Source organism: Micromonospora sp. IBSANI012 (assembly GCF_052814045.1).
In genome coordinates, this window is record NZ_CP199933.1 from 3,366,977 (window position 1) to 3,386,441 (window position 19,465).

Sequence of the window (19,465 nt, forward strand, 5' to 3'; positions counted from 1 at the left end):
CGGCGTACACGGCAGGCCGACCTAGTGCTCTGACCAGAAACGTTCACGGTGTTGGATGACACGCCGCTCGACCTGCCGGTCGGGTGGCGTGGCTGGGCTCAGGCTGGGCGGGTGGCAGAACCCGTGCGTGTGCGGCGGCTGTCTGACCAGGAGGGTGAGCAGCTGCTGAGGATCACCAGGAGAGGAACAGGCTCGCCGATCCGGCTGCGTCGGGCGATAGTCGTGCTCGCCTCGGCCGGCGGGAACACCGTGCCGGCGATCGCTCGGCTGGTCCAGGCTGATGAGGATTCGGTCCGCCAAGTCATCCACCGCTTCAATGACCGAGGGATGGCCAGTCTGGACCCTGAGTGGGCGGGTGGCCGTCCCCGCCTGATCAGTCCTGATGACGAGGCGTTCATCATCACGACGGCCACCACTCGTCCGGAAGCGCTCGGGCTGCCGTTCACCCGGTGGAGCCTGCGCAAACTCGCTGACCACCTGGTCCACGACCGCGGTGCCCGGCGGGTGCAGGTCTCCCGCGAGCGGCTGCGCCTGCTGCTGCGCGAGCACGGGTTGACGTTCCAGCGGACGAAGACTTGGAAGGAGTCCACCGACCCGGACCGCGACGCGAAACTCGCCCGGATCGAGGAGGTGACCAGCCGGTTCCCGGACCGGGTGTTCGCCTTCGACGAGTTCGGCCCCCTGGCGATCCGCCCGCACGGCGGCGCGTCGTGGGCACCGGCCGGCCATCCCGACCGGCTCCCGGCGAACTACCGCAAGCTCCACGGGGTGCGGCAGTTCCACGGCTGCTACAGCCTCGGCGACGACCAGCTCTGGGGTGTCGTGCGGCAGCGTAAGGCCGCGGCGAACACCTTGACCGCGCTCAAGAGCATCCGGGCGGCCCGCCCGGACGGCGCGCCGATCTACGTCATCCTGGACAACCTCTCCGCGCACAAGGGCGTCAAGATCCGGGCCTGGGCGGCCAGGAACCGAGTCGAGCTGTGCTTCACGCCGACCTACGCGTCCTGGGCGAACCCGATCGAGGCGCAGTTCGGGCCGCTGCGCACGTTCGTCATCGCCGGGTCGAACCACCCCAACCACCCGGTGCTGGCCCGGAAACTGCACGCCCACCTGCGGTGGCGCAACGCCAACGCCCGCCACCCCGACGTCCTGGCCGCCCAACGACGCGAACGCGCCCGGATCCGCTCCGAACGCCAACACCGATGGGGTCAGACCCCGGCACGGGCGGCGGCCTGACCAACACCGTCGACGTTTCTGGTCAGAGCACTAGACGTCAGGGTGTCCGCTACGTGCTGGTGTCAACTGCTGGAGGGCTGCGCCTACTTTCGCACGCGGAAGCGGAGCATTGTGACGGCGCCCGACTGGGTGTTGCTGAAAGGTTCCAGGTCGATCCTGTCGAGGCTTGGGGGCGAGAAGCGGACACCGTCGCCGAGCAGCACCGGTAGGACATACACCAGGATCTCGTCGACGAGCCCGCGCTGCAGGCACTGGGCGGCCACGTCAGCACCGAGGATCTCCAGGTTCTTGCCGCCCGCGGCGCTGCGTGCCGTGGCAACGGCTTCCTCGATGTCACAGGTGAGGAACGTGACGGTAGGGTCCGGCTCGTCGGGAGGCTCGTGGGTGAGGACGAACTGTCCTCCCCCGTCGTAGGGGGTGTCCTGGTCGGCCATACGCTTGGCGACCTCGTACGTGCCCCGGCCGATGAGCATGGCACCCGTGGCCGCCATAACCTCCGGGAACGTATCCGCAGTCAGGTACTCGAAGATCCAATCCATCGCGTGGCCAGGACCGGCGATAAACCCGTCCAGCGACATCGCCCTGTTCACGACCACTTTGCCGGTGCCGATGCTCACATCGCTCACCCGTCTTCTCCAAGGATTTTGGGGGCCGGGGCCGAATCATAGTTCGGCCGGTGGGGAGGGCGACGTAGTTGCACGCGTATCTGCGGTGGCCCAACGCGAACAACCGGCATCCGGATGTGCTGGTCGCGCAGCGTCGGGAACGTGCCCGGGTACGGAGTGAACGACACGTGGGGTCGTCCCCAGTCCCGGGCTACGTGACCAACCCGGTGATCGTTTGTGGTCACCGCACTAGTCTTGCTCGGGTGATCGCCGCCGCCCTGCACCGCGCTCTCACCGACCCCGGCCCACCACCGCTGCGAGCCCTGCCCGCCCCGGTCGCCGAACTCCTGTCCACCCTCGACGCGCCGCCGCGGCTCGCCGCGCACCTGCGCGCCGTGCACGATGTCGCCTGGCACCTGACCGCCGCCCTGGCAGATTGGTCCCCCCTGCTGGAGTTCGACCGGGCAGCCGTCCTCTTCGGCGCGGCCACCCACGACATCGGCAAGGTCGTCCACCCCGAGGAACTCAGCGGGCCCGGGTCGGCCCACGAGCCCGCCGGTCGGGAACTGCTGCTGCGCCACGGTGTCGACACCGCGCTGGCTCGGTTCGCCGCGACCCACGCCGGCTGGCGGAGCGGCGACGTCAATCTCGACGACCTGCTGGTCAGCCTCGCCGACAAGGTCTGGAAGGGCAAGCGGGTGGCCGAGCTGGAACAGCTGGTGGTCAACCGGCTGGCCCGGGCCACCGGCAGCGAGCCGTGGCAGGCCTTCATGGACCTCGACGACATCCTGACCCGCCTCGCCGCCGACGCGGACCGACGGCTCGCCTTCCAGGCGAGTCACCCGGTGTAGGTAGGGCCCCGTCGGTCCCTGTCGGGGCGGCATGTCGTGGCGGCGCGTACCGGCCGGGCCGACCGGGGTGCGCGCGGGAACGGCGCTGCGCAGCGCGCCGAGCGTGGCGGTCGCCGAGCGGGCGACGGCGGTCGTGGCCCGCGCCGGCGCCTTCGTCGCGGCGTGACTCAGCCGGGCAGCGCCATGCCGGTCCGTATCCCGATCGGCGTGTACGCCGCCATCGCACCCCGGACGGGTGGGACGATGCGCTGGTCACCAAGTCACGGAGGGGTGCCATGGCTACCCAGCTCAACCCGTACCTCAACTTCGCCGGCAACGCACGCGAGGCGATGGAATTCTACAAGCAGGTCTTCGGTGGGGACCTGTCGCTGACCACGTTCCGCGAGTTCGGCACCGAGGACCCGGCGATCGCCGACCAGGTCATGCACGCCCTGCTCCGGACGGCCCACGGCCACGTGCTGATGGCCTCCGACATGCCGCCCGGCATGGAGATCCGACGCGGCAACGCCAACACGGTCAGCCTCAGCGGCGACGACGCCGACGAGCTGCGCCGCTGGTGGGAGCAGCTCTCCTCCGGCGGCGTGGTCAGCGTGCCGCTGGAGAAGCAGATGTGGGGCGACGAGTTCGGTCAGTGCGAGGACCGGTTCGGCACCCCGTGGATGGTCAACATCACCCAGGCGCAGGTCTGAGCCGCAACGCCGGGCCGAGGTAGCGCGCCCGCAGGCTGTTTGGGCGGCGGCGGGACCGGGGAGTGTGGCGGGCATGAAGTGGGCCAGTCGAGCCGTACCCGTCGTCGCCGCCGCTCTCGCGGGCCTCGCCGCACGCGACGTCCTGCAGCGCGACCACGCGCTGCTGCGCAACTTCCCGGTCATCGGCCGGGCGCGCTACCTGCTGGAGTCGATCGGGCCGGAGCTGCGGCAGTACATCGTGGCCGGCAACAACGAGGAGCGGCCGTTCACCCGCGACCAGCGGCGCTGGATCTACGCCTCGGCCAAGCAGGAGAACAACTACTTCGGCTTCGGCACGGACAACGACATCGAGTACACCCCCGGCTATCCGATCATCAAGCACCGCACCTTCGGCCGGGCCGTGCCGCCGTCGGCGCCGACGGCCGGGCACGACGTGCGGCTGCCGGCGGCGAAGGTGCTCGGCGGGGCGCGGGGGCGGGCCCGGGCGTTCCGCCCCGAGTCGATCGTCAACATCTCCGGGATGAGCTTCGGCTCGCTCTCCGGCAACGCGGTCACCGCGCTGAACAAGGGCGCGGCGCTGGCCGGTTGCCTGCAGAACACCGGCGAGGGCGGGCTGTCGCCGTACCACCGCAACGGCGGCGACCTGGTGTTCCAGATCGGCACGGCGTACTTCGGCTGCCGCGACGAGCGCGGCCGGTTCAGCCTCGACAGGCTCAAGGACCTGGTGGCCGGCGCCCCCGTCCGGGCGTTGGAGGTCAAGCTCAGCCAGGGCGCCAAGCCCAGCCTGGGCGGGCTGCTGCCCGGGGCGAAGGTGTCCGCCGAGATCGCCGCGACCCGGGGCATCCCGCGGGGGCAGGACTGTGTCAGCCCGTCCCGGCACGCCGAGTTCTCCGACTGCGACAGCCTGCTGGACTGGGTGGAGCTGCTCGCCGCCGAGACCGGCCTGCCGGTGGGCATCAAGTCCGCCGTCGGTGACCTCGGCTTCTGGGAGGAGCTGACCACGCTGGTGCGCGACACCGGGCGCGGCGTGGACTTCGTGACCGTGGACGGCGGCGAGGGCGGCACCGGCGCCGCGCCGCTGATCTTCACCGACTCGGTGTCGCTGCCGTTCCAGCAGGGCTTCGCCCGCGTTTACCGCACCTTCGCCGAGAAGGACCTGCACGAGCAGACGGTCTTCGTCGGGGCCGGCAAGCTGGGCCTGCCGGACAACGCCGTCGTCGCGTTCGCGCTCGGCTGCGACATGGTCAACGTCGGCCGGGAGGCGATGCTGGCGATCGGCTGCATCCAGGCGCAGAAGTGCCACACCGACACCTGCCCGACCGGCGTGGCCACCCAGAACCCGTGGCTCGCCCGGGGCCTGGATCCCACCCTGAAGTCGGTCCGCGCCGCCAACTACATCCGCACCCTGCGGCGGGACCTGGTGAAGGTGGCCGAGGCGTGCGGTGTCGAGCACCCCGGCCTGATCGACACCGACGCGGTGGAGATCCTGGACGGCCGGACCGCCTCCACCCCGCTGCGCGAGGTGTACGGGTACCGGCCCGAATGGGGGCTGCCGTCGGCGGCCGACCGGGCGGAGATCGTCGCGCTGATGACCGGGGAGGCGCCGCAGGGCGGCAGCGCCCCGCCCTCGGCGACCGCGATGGGCTGACCGCTCACTCCTCGATCGCGCCGCCCACCGCCCGCAGGTGCTCGCGGAAGGTCAGCGACGGGTCCTCCGCCCGCCGGGCCAGGTACGCGCCGAAGCCCACCTGCGCCCGCAACGGCACGCCGGCGCGGATCAGGTCTGCCTGCCGCCGCTCGGTGTCCCGGATCGACTCGGCCAGGTCGAACAGCTCCCGGGTCCGCTCGGCTGGCACGAAGAGCACCCCGTCGTCGTCGCCGAGGACGACGTCGCCGGCGTCCACCGTCCACTGCCCCACCTCGGCCGACGCGAGCGCCCCGGGCGGCCGGGCGTCGAGGCGCTGCGGGCCGGTGGGGATCGCGCCGAGGCTGAACATCGGCAGCCCGACCGCGCGGATGTCGGCGGTGTCCCGGTGCAGGCCCCAGACCACCACGCCGGCCAGGCCCGCGGTCTGCGCCTCCAGCACCACCAGGTCGCCGACACAGCTCTCGTCGGTGCGCCCGCCGTTGTCGACGACGAGCACGTCGCCGGGCGACGCCCGGTCGATCGCCTCGAGGAACATGTCGACGCTGCCGACGTGCCGGGCGGGCGTCACCCGGCCGGCGAGCCGCCCGCCGGGCAGGACTGGTCGTACGGCGGCCGGCGCGCAGCGTACCGGCACCCCGGCGCGCAGGCAGGCGTCGGCGACGTGGGCGGTGGTCAGCGCCGCGAACCGCCGGCGCAGGTCTGGGGCATCGACGTTCATGCCCCGACCGTAGTGCGCCCGGCCCGGCCCGGTGGCCGGCCACTTCCGTACTCGTGGCCTGCTCCCCGCGACCCGGGGGTCAGCGGCGGAAGGTCCGGTCGAGCAGATCGAACAGGGCCGCCCAGTGCCGCTCGGTGGCCTGCTCGTCGTACATCGGGGTGTCGGCCATCGTGTAGCCGTGGTGCGCGCCGGTGTAGACCTCGGAGCGGTGCCGGACCCCCGCCGCCTCCAGGGCCTTCTCCAGCGTCTCGATCTGCTCCGCCGTCATCGACTGGTCGTTGTCGGCGTGCCCGAAGTACAGCTCGCCGGTGACCGCGCCGACGGCCAGGTGCGGGCTGTCCGCCGCGTCGGTGACGATCCGGCCCCCGTGGAAGCTGGCCGCGGCGGCGAGCCGGTCCGGGTGCGCCTCGATCGCGCGCAGCGCGTTCGTCCCACCCATGCAGTAGCCGGTGACGGCGGCCGGGCCGGGCGTCACGCCCGGCTGGGCGGCCAGGAAGTCGAGGTAGGCGGCGGTGTCCCGGACCACCACGTCCGGGGTCAGCGCCGTGATCAGCGGCATCAGCCGGCCGAAGAGCGCGCCGCGCTGCTCCGGGTCGGCGAGACCGGTCAGGTCGACCAGGGGTGCCCGGCCGGCCCGGTGGAACAGGTTCGGCACCAGCACCACGTACCCCTCGGCGGCGATCCGTTGCGCCATCTCGGCCAGCCGGGGCCGCAGTCCGAACGCGTCCATGAAGAGCAGGACGGGCGGGAACGGGCCGTCCCCGTCCGGCCGGACCAGGTACGCGTCGGCGCCGCCGCCGCTGGTCGGAACGTCCACGGTCGTCGTCCGCACGGGCAGCCTGTTCGTCGTCACGTCCCGACGCTACCCAAGGCGGAGCGTCGCCTGACGAAATGGAGTGGCCCGTCCCGCCCGACTTCGGCAGGATCCGGACCGATGCTGATCAGACGCGAGACCCCCGCCGACATCGCCGCCATCCGGGCGGTGCACACCGCCGCGTTCGCCTCGGCGGACGCCCCGGACGCCGTACCCCTCGAGGCCCCGCTGGTCGACGCGCTGCGCGCCGACGACGGCTGGCTGCCCGCCCTCTCCCTGGTCGCCACCGACGCCGACGGGCAGGTCGTCGGGCACGTCGTCTGCACCCGGGGCACGGTGGCCGGCGCGCCGGTGGCGCTCGGCCTGGGCCCGCTCGGGGTGCTGCCCGCCTGGCAGCGCCGGGGCGTGGGGTCGGCGCTGATGCACGCGGTGCTCGGCGCGGCCGACGCGCTGGACGAGCCGCTGGTCGTGCTGCTCGGGCACCCGGAGTACTACCCGCGGTTCGGGTTCCGCCCGGCGGTCGACCTGGGCGTGACACCGCCCGGCCCGTGGGGTCCGCCGTACTTCATGGCCCGGCCGATGAGCGCCTGGCGGCCCGACATCCAGGGCCCCTTCGCGTACCCGAAGCCCTTCGCCGACCTCTAGCGGCCTTCCCGCGCGCCCGCCGCTCGGGCATCCTGGGGTGATGGGAGAGGTGCTACCGATGCCCAGCTTCGGTGACCTGTTCACCGACACGCGGGGCGACGAGCGGACGATGCGGGTCAGCTACCACCCGGAACGCGGTGCCGTGGTGCTCTCACTGTGGAGCGGGCCCGTCTGCCGAGGCTCCTTCCGGCTGGCCGCCGACGACGTGGGCCGGCTGCGGGCCCTGCTCACCGCCATCGACGCGGACGCCGCGCGCCCGGCTGCCGGGTCGGGCGGCGCGACGGCCACCGCCGGGGGCGAGGTCGCGGCGGAGGCCACCGAGGTCATCCAGACCGGCGACGTCTCGGGTACGGCCCACCGGGCGGCGCTGCCGATCCTGCCCGCGCCGCGGGTCGCCTAGGCCGAGGACAGGGGCGGCGTCCTCGACGTGCGGTGACTAGCATCTCCGAAATGTCGATCACGCCGAGGACGGTCCGGCTGCTCATGCCGGTGGCGGCGGCGCTCTTCCTCGGCGTGGCCCTGGCCATCCGAGCCGTCGACGACGGCCCGTTGCGCCAGTACTCCGGCACCGCCCTGTACGCCTCGATGGTGTGGGCGGGAGTGCTGTTCCTGTGGCCGCGGCTGGCGCCGTTACCGGTCGGGGTGATCGCGGTGTTGTTCTGCTGGCTGGTGGAATGCGCGCAGCTCACCGGGGTGCCGGCGGAGTTGTCGGCCCGGAGTCTGGTCGCGCGGCTGGCGCTCGGGGTCCAGTTCGATCCGGTCGATCTGCTCTGGTACCCGGTCGGGGTGATCCCGCTGGCCGCACTCCACCGACTGGTAGCCGGTGGCGTCCCGCTCACGCCTCGCGGGCAGCGGCAGCGGGAGGGCTCTGCTCAAGGCGGTGGCATGTCTGACTGATCGCCTGCCGGGACCGCACATCGAGTCGTCGGGCAGCTCGGGCAGGCCCAGCACCTGGCACAGCCGGGACTGTCGTTCGACGAACAGGGTCGGCGGATGTCGGACCACGTACATAGGCTGCCGTCCCGTGAGCATGAACGGGAACTGGCTGCGGGTCACTCCGGCCGAGCTGAAGCGCGCGAAGGACGACCTGGCCTGGGCGTACGACTTCGCGCGGGCGGCCATGGACGACGAGAGCGGTCGCACCGACGGCACCGGCAAGGCGTGGCACGCCTTCGAATTCCTGCTCGACCGGCACGGCGTCGAGCTGCCGATCGTGTACGGGGCCGAGGCGTTCGTCGAGACGCCGGACGCGGAGGACGAGGACGACATCGCGGAGGATCCGGAGCACGACTGGGGTTACGGGCCGCCCCGCTACCTCACCCCGGAGCAGGTGGCGGAGGCGGCTGCGACGCTCGGCGGCCTCACCGAGGACGACCTGAGCCGCGGCGTCGACCAGGCCGAGCTGGAGCGGGCCGACATCTACCCGCAGGTCTGGGACCGGCCGGACCAGTTGTCGTGGGTGACGCACCACCTGCCGTACGCGCAGCGGTTCTTCGCGGCGGCGGCACGGGAGGGCAACGCCGTCATCTGCTGGCTCGACTAGGTACGGTCGCCGAGTCTCGGGGGCGAGGGTAAGGCTGGTCGATCGGGGTGTGGGCGGCCGGTCAGCCAGGCACGGATGTCGTCGCCGTGCTCGTCGAGGGCTGGCGGTGGCAGGTCGTAGCGGGGCGGGGTGGCGGAGAAGGCGATCGGGTGTCGGACGCCGGGCACGCCGCCGGCCGCCACCACCGGGTCGAGCCCGAGCTCTTCGGCCAGCGCCACCCCGCCGTCGACGGTGGTGATCGGGGCACACGGCACGCCCGCCGCGGTCAGGTCGCGGAACCACTCGTCCCGGGTCCGCCGGGCCAACCGCTCCACCAGGATCGGGCGCAAGGCGTCCCGGTGCACGGTGCGGTCCTGGTTGCGCCCGAACCGGGGGTCGTCGGGCAGCTCGGGCAGGCCGAGCACCTGGCACAGCCGGCGGAACTGGCCGTCGTTCCCGGCGATGACGACGAGGTCGCCGTCGGCGGTGGGCAACGGCTCGTACGGGAAGAGGCTCGGGTGGGCGTTGCCCATCCGGTACGGCGCCGCGCCGCCGGCGACGTACCCGCTGGTGTGATTGACCAGACCGGACAGCGCGGAGGAGAGCAGGTTCACCTCGACGTGCTGACCGACACCGGTGCGGTCCCGGTGGTGCAGAGCGGCGAGGATGCCGACCGCCGCGTGCAGACCGGCGATCACGTCGAACACGGCGACGCCGGCCTTGTACGGCGGACCGTCGGCGTCACCGGTGAGGCTCATCAGGCCCGACGCCGCTTGGACCATGAGGTCGTAGCCGGGCAGGTGCGCTCCGCCGTGGGCGCCGAAGCCGCTGACGGAGGCGTAGACGATCCGGTCGTTGCCGGCGGCGACGCTGTCGTAGTCGAGGCCGAAGCGGCGCAGGCCACCGGGGCGGAAGTTCTCGATCATGACGTCGGCGCGGCGGGCGAGTTCCCGCGCGACGGCCACGTCGTCGGGGTCGGCGAGGTCCAGCGCGATCGAGCGCTTGTTGCGGTTCACGCCGAGGTAGTAGGTGGAGACGCCCTCGCGCGCCGGCGGCGTCCAGGCCCGGGTGTCGTCCCCGCCGGGCCCCTCCACCTTGATCACCTCGGCGCCGAGGTCGGCCAGGAGCATGGTGGCGTACGGCCCGGCGAGGATGCGCGAGAAGTCCGCGACGAGGACGCCGTCGAGCGGTCCGGTCCGCTGCTCCCCCATCGCCACTTCCCTTCCCCGCCGTGGATGCCGTATCGACGGCCTCGGCGGGCATCGGTGCCGCCCGTCCACCGGATGGAGGAAACGATGGCACACCGAGGGTCCGTGCCGGCAGCTGAGCAGGACGAAGCAGGACCGTCCATATCGGACCGGCGCCGGCGGCGCGCGTCGATCCGACCGGTGCTGATCATCGTGTCGGTCGGGCCTGTTACGGTCGCGCCGCCGTTGCCGCAGTCGGACCGGAGGTTGGTGTGATCCACTCCCACGCGTCGTCGTTCGCCGGGTTGCCGGTGGTGCCGTTCACACCGGGGATGACCCTGCCGGAGGATCCGTCGGCGGTGGCGTGGCGGCTGGAGGTCGAGGACTTCGAGGCGGAGCCCGAGGAGTTCGCCGACCTGGTCCGGGCGCTGCGGGACGAGGTGCCGGCCGAGGCGGTCCGGGCCCTGGTGGTCGGTGAGTGGGGTGCGGCGTACGAGCGGGCGCTCCCGGTCGAGCTGCTGGTCGAGGCGGCCGCGCAGTGGACCGGGCTGCGGGCGGTCTTCCTCGCCGATCTGGTCAGCGAGCAGTGTGAGATCTCCTGGCTGACCCACGGCGACATCACCCCGCTGCTGGCGGCGTACCCGTCGCTGGAGGTGCTACGGGTGCGCGGCGCGCAGGGGCTGCGCCTGGACCCGGTCCGGCACGCCGGGCTGCGCGAGCTGGTCGTCGAGTCCGGCGGGCTGCCCGGGGCGGTGTCCCGGGCGGTCGGCGAGTGCGAGCTACCGGCACTGGATCGGCTGGACCTGTGGCTCGGCCGCACGGAGTACGGCGGCGACTCGACCGTCGCCGACCTGGCGCCGGTGCTGGCCGGCGACAACCTGCCGGGGCTGCGGCACCTGGCGCTCTGCAACGCCGAGGTCGCCGATCCGGTGGCCGCGGCGGTCGCCACCGCGCCGGTCGTGCGGCGGCTGGAGGTGCTCGACCTGTCGATGGGGGTGCTGACCGACGAGGGCGCCGAGGCGTTGCTGGCCGGCCAGCCCCTGACCCACCTGCGCCGCCTCGATCTGCACCACCACTACCTGTCCGAGCAGTGCCGGGAGCGCCTCGTCGCGGCCCTGCCCGGCGTCCGGGTCGACGTCTCCGACCCGCAGACCGTCGAGGAGCACCGCGGCCGGCACTATCGCTACACCGCGGTCGGAGAGTGAGCGAGGATGACCTTCAGTTCCCACGCGCGTACCTTCGCCGGCCGTCCGGTCGTCGACGTCCCCGCCAACGGCCCGCTGCCCGAGGTGGCGGGTCCGGTGTCGTGGCGGTTCTCCTACTGGCACTTCGACGAGACGGCGGAGTACAAGCTCTCCGAGGAGTTCCGGGCGGCCTTCGACCGGTTCGTCACGCAGGCCGGGCCGTCCGTCGAGTCCCTGGTCATCGGCGCGTGGGGCTACGCGGCGTTCAACCACGCGCCCGTCGCGCAGCTCTGCGAGCTGGCGTCGCGCCTGCCCGCGCTGCGGGCCCTGTTCCTCGGCGACATGACCAGTGAGGAGTGTGAGGTCTCCTGGATGAAGGTGGGTGACGTCAGCCCTCTGCTGGCGGCCTACCCGGCGCTGGAGGTGCTGCGGGTGCGCGGCGGCGACGACATCGACTTCTCCCCCGTCCGGCACGAAGGGCTGCGGGAACTGGCGGTGGAGAGCGGCGGCCTGCCCCGGGAGTTCGTCGCCGCGGTGCTCGACTCCGACCTGCCCGCCCTCACCGACCTGGAACTGTGGCTCGGCACCCCGGACTACGGAGGCGACACGACCGTGGCGGACCTGGAGCCGCTGCTGGCCGGTGAGCGGTTCCCGCGGCTGCGCCGGCTGGGGCTGCGCAACGCGGAGATCGCCGACGACCTGGCGGCGGCGCTGGCGACCGCGCCGGTGGTGGCGCGGCTGGAACGCCTGGACCTGTCCCTGGGCACGCTCGGCGACGCCGGGGCCGCTGCGCTGCTCGCCGGCGGGTCGTTGGCCCACCTGGCGGAGCTGGACCTGCACCACCACTACCTGTCCGACGAGACGGCCGCGTCGGTGGCCGCCGCGCTGCCGGGCGTTCGGGTGGACACCTCCGAGGCGCAGGAAGCCGACGAGTACGACGACGAGAGCTACCGGTACACGGCGGTGTCGGAGTGACATGCGACTGACCGTGGTCGGCAACCCCGACAACCGACGGGTCGCCCTGTTCACCGGGGCGCTGGTCGCCGCCGGCCTGCCGCCGCCCACGGTGCTGCCCTGGGTCGACGTGCTGACCGGCGCGGCGCCCCCGGCGGCAGGCACCCTGGTGCGGGTGGACTCGCCCGGCGAGGACCCGGAGGTGGACCGGCTGCTGCGCCGCGCCGCCACCCCGGCCCGGCACGGCGAGCTGATCGGCCTCGCCGACACGTACGCCGGGCTGGTGGACGCCCTGGGCCGGGTCGCGGCGGGCGGCGCGACCCTGCTCAACCCGCCGCGGGACGTCGCGGTGCTCTGCGACAAGCGGCACTGCCACGCGCTGCTCTCGGCCGCCGGCGTGCCCGTGCCGGCCGCGCTGCCCCCGGTGCGCGGATACGCGGGGCTGCGGGCGGCGATGACGGCCGCCGGCTGGAGCCGGGTGTTCGTCAAGCCCGCGCACGGCTCGTCCGCCGCCGGGGTGATCGCCCTCGCCGTCGGCCCCCGGGGCGTGCAGGCGGTCACCACCATCGAGGCGACACCCGACGGGCTGTTCAACTCGCTGCGCCTGCGCCACTACCGCGACGAGGCGGAGATCGCCGGGATCGTCGACCGGCTCGCCCCGGACGGGCTGCACGTGGAGCGGTGGCTGCCCAAGGCCGGGCTGCGCGACCGGGTGGTCGACCTGCGGGTGGTGGTGGTCGCCGGGCGGCCCACCCACGCCGTGGTCCGCGCCGCCCGGGGCCCACTGACCAACCTGCACCTGGGCAACGCGCGCGGTGACCTGGCCGAGCTGCGGGCGGCGGCCGGGGCGGCGGCGTGGTCGGCGGCGATGGAGACCTGCGAGCGGGTGGCCGCGTGCTTCCCCGCCTCGCTGCACGTCGGCGTCGACCTGATGTTCCTGGTCGGCTGGCGCCGGCACGCCGTCGCCGAGGTCAACGCGTTCGGTGACCTGCTGCCCGGGGTGCTGGCCGGCGGGCGGGACACGTACGCCGAGCAGGTGCACGCGCTGACCGGCGGCCGATGGGACCGGTGGCGGGCCGCAGCCGGCCCGGTGGCGCGGGAGGTGGCTCCGTGCGGGGTCTGATCGGCAGCCACGACCTGCTCCTGGTCACCCTCGACACGTTGCGCCACGACGTGGCCGCCGACCTGGCCGCGACGGGGCGCACCCCGACGCTCGCCCGGGCGTTGCCGGGGGGACGGTGGGAACGGCGGCACTCCCCCGCCAGCTTCACCTACGCCGCGCACCACGCCTTCTTCGCCGGCTTCCTGCCCACCCCGACCGGCCCCGGCCGGCACGAGCGGCTGTACGCGGCGGCGTTCCCCGGCAGCGAGACCGCCGGCGCCGACACCTGGGTGTTCGACGCCCCGGACCTGCCGACCGCCCTCGCCGACGTCGGCTACCACACGCTCTGCCTGGGCGGGGTCGGCTTCTTCAACCGGCGCAGCCCGCTCGGCGCGGTGCTGCCCGGCCTGTTCGCCGAGGCGCACTGGGAGCCGGAGTTCGGGGTCACCTCTTCGACCTGCCTGGACGCGCAGCTCGACCGGCTGGCCGAGGTGCTGCCCCGGGTGCCGGCGCGGCAGCCGCTGTTCACCTTCCTCAACGTCGCCGCGCTGCACCAGCCCAACCGCCACCACCTGCCCGGTGCCGAGGTCGACGACCTGGCCAGCCACGCCGCCGCCCTGGAGTACGTCGACGGGCGGATCGGCCGGCTGTTCGCCCTGCTCACCGGGCGGGGCCGGCCGGTGTTCACGATCATCTGCTCCGATCACGGCACCGCCTACGGCGAGGACGGCCACACCGGCCACCGGATCGGCCACGACGTGGTGTGGACCGTCCCGTACGCCCACTTCACCCTGCACCCGGGAGAATGGTGACCAGCACCGACCCGAGCCTCGACGGCTCGCCGTACCAGCAGTACCTGTACGCGTACCCGCACAAGACGTCCTACCGGGCGCTGCGGCCCCGGCCGTTGCTGGCCGACGTCTGGCGGGCCGAGCCGCGCGACGCGCTCTTCCTCTACCTGCACGTGCCGTTCTGCGAGATGCGCTGCGGCTTCTGCAACCTGTTCACCCGCGCCAACGCCCCGGAGGAACAGGTCACCGCCTACCTGCGGCAGCTGCGCCGGCAGGCCGAGCAGGTCGCCGACGCGCTCGGCGACGACTCCGGGTACGCCCGGGCGGCGTTCGGCGGTGGCACCCCCACCTACCTCACCGCCGACGAGCTGACCGAACTGTTCGACATCGCCACCGGCACGCTGGGTGCCCGGCTGCCCGGCGTACCCCTGTCGGTGGAGACCTCGCCGGCCACCGCGACCCCGGACCGGCTCGCGGTGCTGGCCGCGCACGGCGCCACCCGGGTGAGCATCGGCGTGCAGAGCTTCCTCGACGCGGAGGCCCGCGCCGCCGGCCGCCCGCAGCGCCGCACCGAGGTGGAGGCCGCGCTCGCCGCGATCCGCGAGGCCCGGATCCCGGTGCTCAACATCGACCTGATCTACGGCATCGACGGGCAGACCGCCGAGACCTGGCGGGCCAGCCTGGACGCGGCGCTGGCCTGGCGACCCGAGGAGCTCTACCTCTACCCGCTGTATGTCCGGCCGCTCACCGGGCTGGGCCGCCGGGCGCACGGGCGCGCCGACTGGGACGCCCAGCGGCTCGCCCTGTACGAGCAGGCGGTGCAGACGCTCGGCGCGGCCGGGTACCGGCAGGAGTCCATGCGACAGTTCCGCCGCGCCGACGCGCCGGTCCCGGACGGCCCGGACTACTGCTGCCAGGACGACGGCATGGTCGGCCTGGGCTGCGGCGCCCGCTCCTACACCACCTCGCTGCACTACTCCTTCGACTACGCGGTCAGCGTGTCGCAGGTGCGCGCGGTGCTCGACGACTACCTGGCCCGACCGGCCGAGGACTTCCGACACGCGGAGTTCGGGTACCGCCTCGACGACACCGAGCAGCGCCGGCGGTGGCTGCTCAAGTCGCTGCTGCGCGCCGACGGCGTCGACCCGGTCGCCTACCGGGCGCGCTTCGGCCGTCCACCCGCCGAGGACTTCCCTCAGCTCGGCATGCTCGTCGAGCGCGGCTGGGCCGACGACGGCGGGTTGCGGCTCACGCCGGCCGGTCTGGCCCGCTCGGACGCCGTCGGCCCCTGGCTGAGCTCCGCCGAGGTCCGCGCGGCGATGACCGGGTACGTGCCCCGGTGAACCTGGCGATCCTCTACCGCGGACCGCTGGCCAGCTGCAACTACGACTGCCCGTACTGCCCGTTCGCCAAGCGGCACGACCCGCCGGAGCTGCTCCGGGAGGACCGGGCCGCGCTGGCGCGGTTCACCGACTGGGTGGCGTCGACCCGCGACCTGCGGTTGTCGGTGCTGTTCACGCCGTGGGGCGAAGGGCTGACCCGCCGCTGGTACCGGGAGGCGATGGTGTCGCTGTCCCACCTGCCGCACGTGGACCGGGTGGTCATCCAGACCAACCTCGCCACCCGCGTCGACTGGCTGGCCGAGGCCGACGCCGGTTCCGCCGCCCTGTGGACGACGTACCACCCCGGGCAGGTCAGCCGGGAGCGGTTCCTGGCGCGCTGCGCCCGCCTGTCGGAGCTGGGCATCCGGTACTCGGTCGGGGTGGTCGGCCTGCCGGAACACCTCGACGAGGCGCGGGCGCTGCGTGCCGCCCTCCCGGCCGAGGTCTACCTGTGGGTGAACGCCGCCGAGGGACGGCGCTACCCCGCCGCCGAGGAGGCGACCTGGACTGAGCTGGACCCGCACTTCGGGTACAGCGTCCGGCCGCACCTGTCGCTCGGTCGGCCCTGCCACGCCGGCGAGACGGCCATCTCCGTGCTCGGGGACGGCACGGTGCGCCGCTGCCATTTCATCCCCGCCCCGATCGGCAACCTGTACGACGGGTCGTGGCGGGCCGCCCTGCGGCCCCGGCCGTGCGTCAACGCGATCTGCGACTGCCACATCGGGTACGTCCACCTCAAGCCGCTCGGGCTGCGCGACGTCTTCGCCGGCGGACTGCTGGAACGCATCCCGGCCGCCTGGCCCCCGGTACGCCCACCCGCGCCGACCGCCCCCGTGCCGCCGCGTCCGGCCTGACCCGGACGCCGGTGCTGAGCGACGTGGACGGCTGCGTCGGCCGGGGGCGCCGGACGGCGACGCGGTCAGCGCTCCTCGACGTAGTGCGAGTGGACCGCCGGTTGGCCGGTGTAGTTGGGGCCCGCGCGGTCGTCGGCGCCGAGGAAACGGTACGGGAGGCGGACCTCGCGGCGGCCGGTGCGGCTGATCCGGCGACGGCGGGAGTCGTAGGCGAAGCCGGCGTCGCGCAGCAGCGCGGTGAGGCGTCGCCCGGCGGGGCGCCCGTCGGCGAGCCGGATGCTGGACAGGTCCAGGTCGGCCACGAACCGGCCCTCGGGCGTCAGCCAGTCGGCGGCGCGGGCCAGGACGGCGAGCTTGTCCCCGACGTAGTGCAGTCCGTGCAGGCAGGTGATCAGGTCGAACGGCCGGTCCGGCGCCCAGGTGGCGACGGAGGCGCAGACCAGCCGCAGGTTCGCCGGCGGTGCCGGCGCCGGGTCGAAGGCGTCCACCAGGTCGACCCCGACGAGGGCGGTGCGCTCGGTCAACCCGACCCGGCGCAGTTGCCCGGCCGCCTGGATCAGCGCCCGACCCGTACCGCAGCAGAGGTCCAGCCAGCCGGAGCTGGCGGCGCCGCCGGCGAGCCGGTCGGTGAGCACGTCGACGGGGTTGAAGCCCAGCTCCCGGGCGTAGCTGTTGACCCCGGCCAGCTGCCGTTCGCGGTTCATGGCGTTGTTGGCCACCACCGCCGACCGTTCGAGCGCCGCGGTGCCCAGCAGTGCGACGCCCGGCCGGCGACCGACCGTCACGCGGTCATCCTCGGCTGGTCGGGCTCCACCGACGACCGGCGGGGATCGGCGGGCGGCGGCGGGAGTTGGCGGTCGTGCAGGCGGCTCAGCAGGGCCAGCGAGGTGACCGCGCCGACCAGCGCCAGGAACATGTCCCACTGGGTGTCCCAGACGTCGCCCTGGGTGGCGAGGAAGTCGTCGGCCGCCGAGCCCGCGACCACCGCCGACCACCACTCGATCATCTCGAACAGGGCGCTGAAGGCCAGGCAGGCGCAGACCACGAGCGGCGCGAGCCACCGGCTGCCCCGCAACGGCGAGCGGCGGACCAGGATCTCGCGGATCAAGATGGCCGGCACGAAGCCCTGCGCGAAGTGGCCGAGCCGGTCGTACGGGTTGCGGGACAGGTCGAACACGTCCCGCACCCAGTTGCCCACCGGGGTACGCGCGTAGGTGTGGTGACCGCCCACGATGAGGACGATCGCGTGCGCCGCGAGCAGGCAGCACAGCAGTGTGGTCAGTGGGAATCGGCGCCAGGTGAGCAGCAGCACCGGGATCCCGACGATCACCCACACCGTCTCCAGCAGCCAGGTCAGCCGGTCGTACGGCCGGATGCCGGAGACGACCAGCGCGACGAGGACGACGCCCAGCAGCGCCGGCGGGAGGAGGGCACGTGCTCGGCTCACCGGCGACCGCCTGTTCGTGGCTGGCCGGGCCGGCCGGTCGCCGCCCGGGACGCCGACGATAGCAGCGGCCCGGCCGATCCGATCGGCCCCGAACCGCTGCCCGGGCGGGTGGGTGGTGGCCAGTTCGGCGGCCACCGAGGTGGCCACCACCCCCGCGATCACGATCAGGTGCTCGGGTTCACGGCAGCGGACTCACCGCCGGCCGTCGGCCGGCGGCTGGTGCCGGTGCGGCCGGTTGCGGACGACGGCGAGCGCCAGGACGGCGGCGGCGAGAAAGACGACGCCGTTGACCCGCAACCCGGCCTGCACGCCGGCGTTCAGGGACTCGGCGAGCGCCTGCCGCACCGGCCCGGGCGGCGTCACGGTGTCGCTGGCGCCGGCACGCACGGCCGCCTGCACGGCCGTCCGCGTGGATTCGGGTACGCCGTGGGCGGCGAGCCGGCCCGGCAGGTCGGCGATCAGCGTGGTGCTGAGCAGGGTACCCAGCAGCGACGCGCCCATCACGGCGCCGAACTGGCGGGCGGTGTTGACCGCCGCGGCGGCCATGCTCGCCTGCGGGGGCGCGACGCTGGCCAGCGCCGCCGCGGTGGCCGGCGCGGCGACCAGGCCGCAGGCGGCGCCGAAGAGCGCGAGCAGCGGCCAGCTCTGGCTGAACGGGGTGTCCGGGGTGTGGGTGGACAGGCCCAGGCTGGCCAGGCCGCCGAGCAGCAGGCCGAGGGTGAGCGGCGCCTTGAAGCCGGTGCGGCGGATCGCCTGACCGGCGGCGAAGGCGGTGACCGAGTAGAGGCCGAACAGCACCAGCATCCGCCAGCCGGTGTCGAGCGGGCTGAGCGCCTGAGCGCGTTCGTGGAAGAGCACCAGCAGGATCGACACGCCGGTGAAGCCGAACAGCGACACGGCGGCGACGAGCATGACGGCGCTGAAGGACGGCGACCGGAACAGCCGGACGTCCAGCATCGGCGCGGCGGTACGCAGCTCGACCACGACGAAGGCGACAAGCGCGGCGCCGGCGGTGAGCCACGCGGCCGCCACCGTCGGGCTGGTGTAGCCGTGGGGACCGCCCTCGATCAGCGCGTAGACGGCGGCGGCGACGGCGAGCGTGCCCAGCAGCAGGCCGGGCAGGTCGACGCGGCTGGTGGGCTGGCGCGACTCGGCCACCCAGCGGGTGGTGACGGCGAGGGTGAGCAGACCGAGCACCACGCTGGACAGGAAGACGCCGTGCCAGTGGACGTGCGCCAGCAGCGTCCCGGCGATGAGCGGGCCCACCGACAGCCCGACGCCGGACGCCGCCGCCCAGGCGGTGATGGCCTCGGTACGGCGGTGCGGGTCGGTGAACGTCACGCCGAGGATCGCCAGGCTGTTCGACAGGATCAGCGCCCCGCCCGCACCGGCCACGAGCTGTCCCGCGACGACCCAGCCGGGGGCGGTGGCCAGGGCGACCACGGCAGCTCCGGCCATCATGGCGGCGAGGCCGGCGCTGAACATCCGCTTGCGGCCGTACCGGCTGCCGAGCGTGGCGGCGGAGAGCACCAGGCCGGCCAGCATGAGGGTGTAGGCGCTGGGGATCCAGACCAGGCTGGTCGGGTCGACCCGCAGGTCCCGCTGGATCGTGGTCAGCGCGGAGACGGTCGCGGTGAGGTGCAGGAACGTGACCATCGCACCCAGGCACATGGCGACGAGGGTCGCCGCGTGCGAACCACGGACGGTCGTCCGCCCGGTGGGCGCGGCGGCGGGCGGGGTGGGCGCCCGCCTACCCGTCGTGGCGGTCTGCTGTTCGGGCACAGCTACTCCTTGCAGAGGTGATGGGGTCGGCCGGACGGAGCCCGCCGGCGCGGG

22 protein-coding genes and 1 pseudogene are annotated in these 19,465 nt (G+C 73.7%); 16 read left to right on the forward strand and 7 right to left on the reverse strand.

Translation table 11 applies throughout. The features are described from left to right. Nucleotides 1-111: 111 nt before the first annotated feature. Entirely contained in the window at nucleotides 112-1,236 is a 1,125-nt protein-coding gene (locus tag ACTWM8_RS15600) for an IS630 family transposase (protein WP_446209649.1), read from the forward strand. A gap of 83 nt (nucleotides 1,237-1,319) precedes the next feature. Here the strand turns inward: ACTWM8_RS15600 and ACTWM8_RS15605 are convergent, their stop codons facing one another. Next, nucleotides 1,320-1,862, reverse strand: a complete 543-nt coding sequence (locus tag ACTWM8_RS15605) for a dihydrofolate reductase family protein (protein ID WP_425754161.1) — start codon at nucleotides 1,860-1,862, stop codon at nucleotides 1,320-1,322. 68 nt (nucleotides 1,863-1,930) lie between these two features. On the opposite strand from ACTWM8_RS15605, the pseudogene ACTWM8_RS15610 reads away from it, so the two are divergent. From ACTWM8_RS15610 to ACTWM8_RS15630, 5 genes and pseudogenes are all read left to right on the forward strand, one after another. Continuing rightward, nucleotides 1,931-2,060, forward strand: a pseudogene (locus ACTWM8_RS15610) (IS630 family transposase); the annotation flags it as partial. Nucleotides 2,061-2,104: 44 nt separating this feature from the next. Beyond that, on the forward strand, nucleotides 2,105-2,692 hold the full coding sequence (locus tag ACTWM8_RS15615) for an HD domain-containing protein (RefSeq protein WP_446209650.1): 588 nt from the start codon (nucleotides 2,105-2,107) through the stop codon (nucleotides 2,690-2,692). 31 nt (nucleotides 2,693-2,723) lie between these two features. Further along, entirely contained in the window at nucleotides 2,724-2,858 is a 135-nt protein-coding gene (locus ACTWM8_RS15620; RefSeq protein ID WP_446209651.1) for a hypothetical protein, read from the forward strand. A 109-nt stretch (nucleotides 2,859-2,967) separates the two neighbouring features. After that, a complete protein-coding gene (locus ACTWM8_RS15625) occupies nucleotides 2,968-3,381 on the forward strand; it encodes a VOC family protein (RefSeq protein ID WP_446209652.1) in 414 nt (137 codons plus the stop codon). A 73-nt stretch (nucleotides 3,382-3,454) separates the two neighbouring features. Next, nucleotides 3,455-5,029, forward strand: a complete 1,575-nt coding sequence (locus ACTWM8_RS15630; protein WP_446209653.1) for an FMN-binding glutamate synthase family protein — start codon at nucleotides 3,455-3,457, stop codon at nucleotides 5,027-5,029. A 4-nt stretch (nucleotides 5,030-5,033) separates the two neighbouring features. Here ACTWM8_RS15630 and ACTWM8_RS15635 read toward each other — a convergent pair whose 3' ends face one another. Together ACTWM8_RS15635 and ACTWM8_RS15640 are read right to left on the reverse strand one after the other, a co-directional pair. Then, nucleotides 5,034-5,747: an RraA family protein gene (locus ACTWM8_RS15635; RefSeq protein ID WP_446209654.1), complete on the reverse strand. Its 714-nt coding sequence runs from the start codon at nucleotides 5,745-5,747 to the stop codon at nucleotides 5,034-5,036. A 79-nt stretch (nucleotides 5,748-5,826) separates the two neighbouring features. After that, nucleotides 5,827-6,579, reverse strand: coding sequence for a dienelactone hydrolase family protein (locus tag ACTWM8_RS15640; RefSeq protein ID WP_446214567.1), 753 nt, complete (start codon nucleotides 6,577-6,579; stop codon nucleotides 5,827-5,829). A gap of 102 nt (nucleotides 6,580-6,681) precedes the next feature. Between ACTWM8_RS15640 and ACTWM8_RS15645 the strand changes: the two genes are divergently transcribed. From ACTWM8_RS15645 to ACTWM8_RS15660, 4 genes are all read left to right on the forward strand, one after another. Then, nucleotides 6,682-7,206 (forward strand): GNAT family N-acetyltransferase, encoded by a 525-nt coding sequence (locus ACTWM8_RS15645; RefSeq protein WP_446209655.1) that lies wholly within the window; start codon nucleotides 6,682-6,684, stop codon nucleotides 7,204-7,206. A gap of 40 nt (nucleotides 7,207-7,246) precedes the next feature. Further along, a complete protein-coding gene (locus ACTWM8_RS15650; RefSeq protein WP_446209656.1) occupies nucleotides 7,247-7,606 on the forward strand; it encodes a hypothetical protein in 360 nt (119 codons plus the stop codon). Nucleotides 7,607-7,656: 50 nt separating this feature from the next. Next, nucleotides 7,657-8,103: a ribosomal maturation YjgA family protein gene (locus ACTWM8_RS15655; protein ID WP_446209657.1), complete on the forward strand. Its 447-nt coding sequence runs from the start codon at nucleotides 7,657-7,659 to the stop codon at nucleotides 8,101-8,103. A 133-nt stretch (nucleotides 8,104-8,236) separates the two neighbouring features. Then, nucleotides 8,237-8,749 (forward strand): DUF1877 family protein, encoded by a 513-nt coding sequence (locus ACTWM8_RS15660; protein WP_446214568.1) that lies wholly within the window; start codon nucleotides 8,237-8,239, stop codon nucleotides 8,747-8,749. Here ACTWM8_RS15660 and ACTWM8_RS15665 read toward each other — a convergent pair. Next, on the reverse strand, nucleotides 8,746-9,939 hold the full coding sequence (locus tag ACTWM8_RS15665) for a CaiB/BaiF CoA transferase family protein (RefSeq protein WP_446209658.1): 1,194 nt from the start codon (nucleotides 9,937-9,939) through the stop codon (nucleotides 8,746-8,748). The genes ACTWM8_RS15660 and ACTWM8_RS15665 overlap by 4 nt on opposite strands. Before the next feature lie 248 nt (nucleotides 9,940-10,187). On the opposite strand from ACTWM8_RS15665, the gene ACTWM8_RS15670 reads away from it, so the two are divergent. The 6 genes from ACTWM8_RS15670 to ACTWM8_RS15695 are packed head-to-tail and all read left to right on the forward strand — an operon-like array spanning nucleotide 10,188 to nucleotide 16,182. Further along, nucleotides 10,188-11,120, forward strand: coding sequence for an STM4015 family protein (locus ACTWM8_RS15670; protein WP_446209659.1), 933 nt, complete (start codon nucleotides 10,188-10,190; stop codon nucleotides 11,118-11,120). Nucleotides 11,121-11,126: 6 nt separating this feature from the next. After that, entirely contained in the window at nucleotides 11,127-12,074 is a 948-nt protein-coding gene (locus ACTWM8_RS15675) for an STM4015 family protein (RefSeq protein ID WP_446209660.1), read from the forward strand. Between the two features lies 1 nt (nucleotide 12,075). Next, entirely contained in the window at nucleotides 12,076-13,176 is a 1,101-nt protein-coding gene (locus tag ACTWM8_RS15680) for an STM4014 family protein (protein WP_446209661.1), read from the forward strand. After that, nucleotides 13,164-13,967 carry an STM4013/SEN3800 family hydrolase gene (locus tag ACTWM8_RS15685; protein ID WP_446209662.1) on the forward strand — a complete coding sequence of 268 codons (804 nt, stop codon included), beginning with the start codon at nucleotides 13,164-13,166 and terminating at the stop codon, nucleotides 13,965-13,967. The genes ACTWM8_RS15680 and ACTWM8_RS15685 overlap by 13 nt, the downstream gene beginning before the upstream one ends. After that, the gene (locus ACTWM8_RS15690; RefSeq protein ID WP_446209663.1) at nucleotides 13,964-15,289 is read left to right on the forward strand and encodes an STM4012 family radical SAM protein; all 1,326 of its coding nucleotides are present in this window, start codon (nucleotides 13,964-13,966) and stop codon (nucleotides 15,287-15,289) included. Before ACTWM8_RS15685 ends, ACTWM8_RS15690 begins: the two co-directional genes overlap by 4 nt. After that, nucleotides 15,286-16,182, forward strand: coding sequence for an STM4011 family radical SAM protein (locus ACTWM8_RS15695; RefSeq protein WP_446209664.1), 897 nt, complete (start codon nucleotides 15,286-15,288; stop codon nucleotides 16,180-16,182). The genes ACTWM8_RS15690 and ACTWM8_RS15695 overlap by 4 nt, the downstream gene beginning before the upstream one ends. A 65-nt stretch (nucleotides 16,183-16,247) precedes the next feature. Here ACTWM8_RS15695 and ACTWM8_RS15700 read toward each other — a convergent pair whose 3' ends face one another. The 3 genes from ACTWM8_RS15700 to ACTWM8_RS15710 are packed head-to-tail and all read right to left on the reverse strand — an operon-like array spanning nucleotide 16,248 to nucleotide 19,411. Next, nucleotides 16,248-16,967 carry a class I SAM-dependent methyltransferase gene (locus ACTWM8_RS15700; RefSeq protein ID WP_446209665.1) on the reverse strand — a complete coding sequence of 240 codons (720 nt, stop codon included), beginning with the start codon at nucleotides 16,965-16,967 and terminating at the stop codon, nucleotides 16,248-16,250. Beyond that, the gene (locus ACTWM8_RS15705; protein ID WP_446209666.1) at nucleotides 16,964-17,791 is read right to left on the reverse strand and encodes a DUF2238 domain-containing protein; all 828 of its coding nucleotides are present in this window, start codon (nucleotides 17,789-17,791) and stop codon (nucleotides 16,964-16,966) included. Before ACTWM8_RS15705 ends, ACTWM8_RS15700 begins: the two co-directional genes overlap by 4 nt. A gap of 30 nt (nucleotides 17,792-17,821) precedes the next feature. Next, nucleotides 17,822-19,411, reverse strand: coding sequence for an MFS transporter (locus ACTWM8_RS15710; protein ID WP_446209667.1), 1,590 nt, complete (start codon nucleotides 19,409-19,411; stop codon nucleotides 17,822-17,824). Between the last annotated feature and the right edge of the window lie 54 nt (nucleotides 19,412-19,465).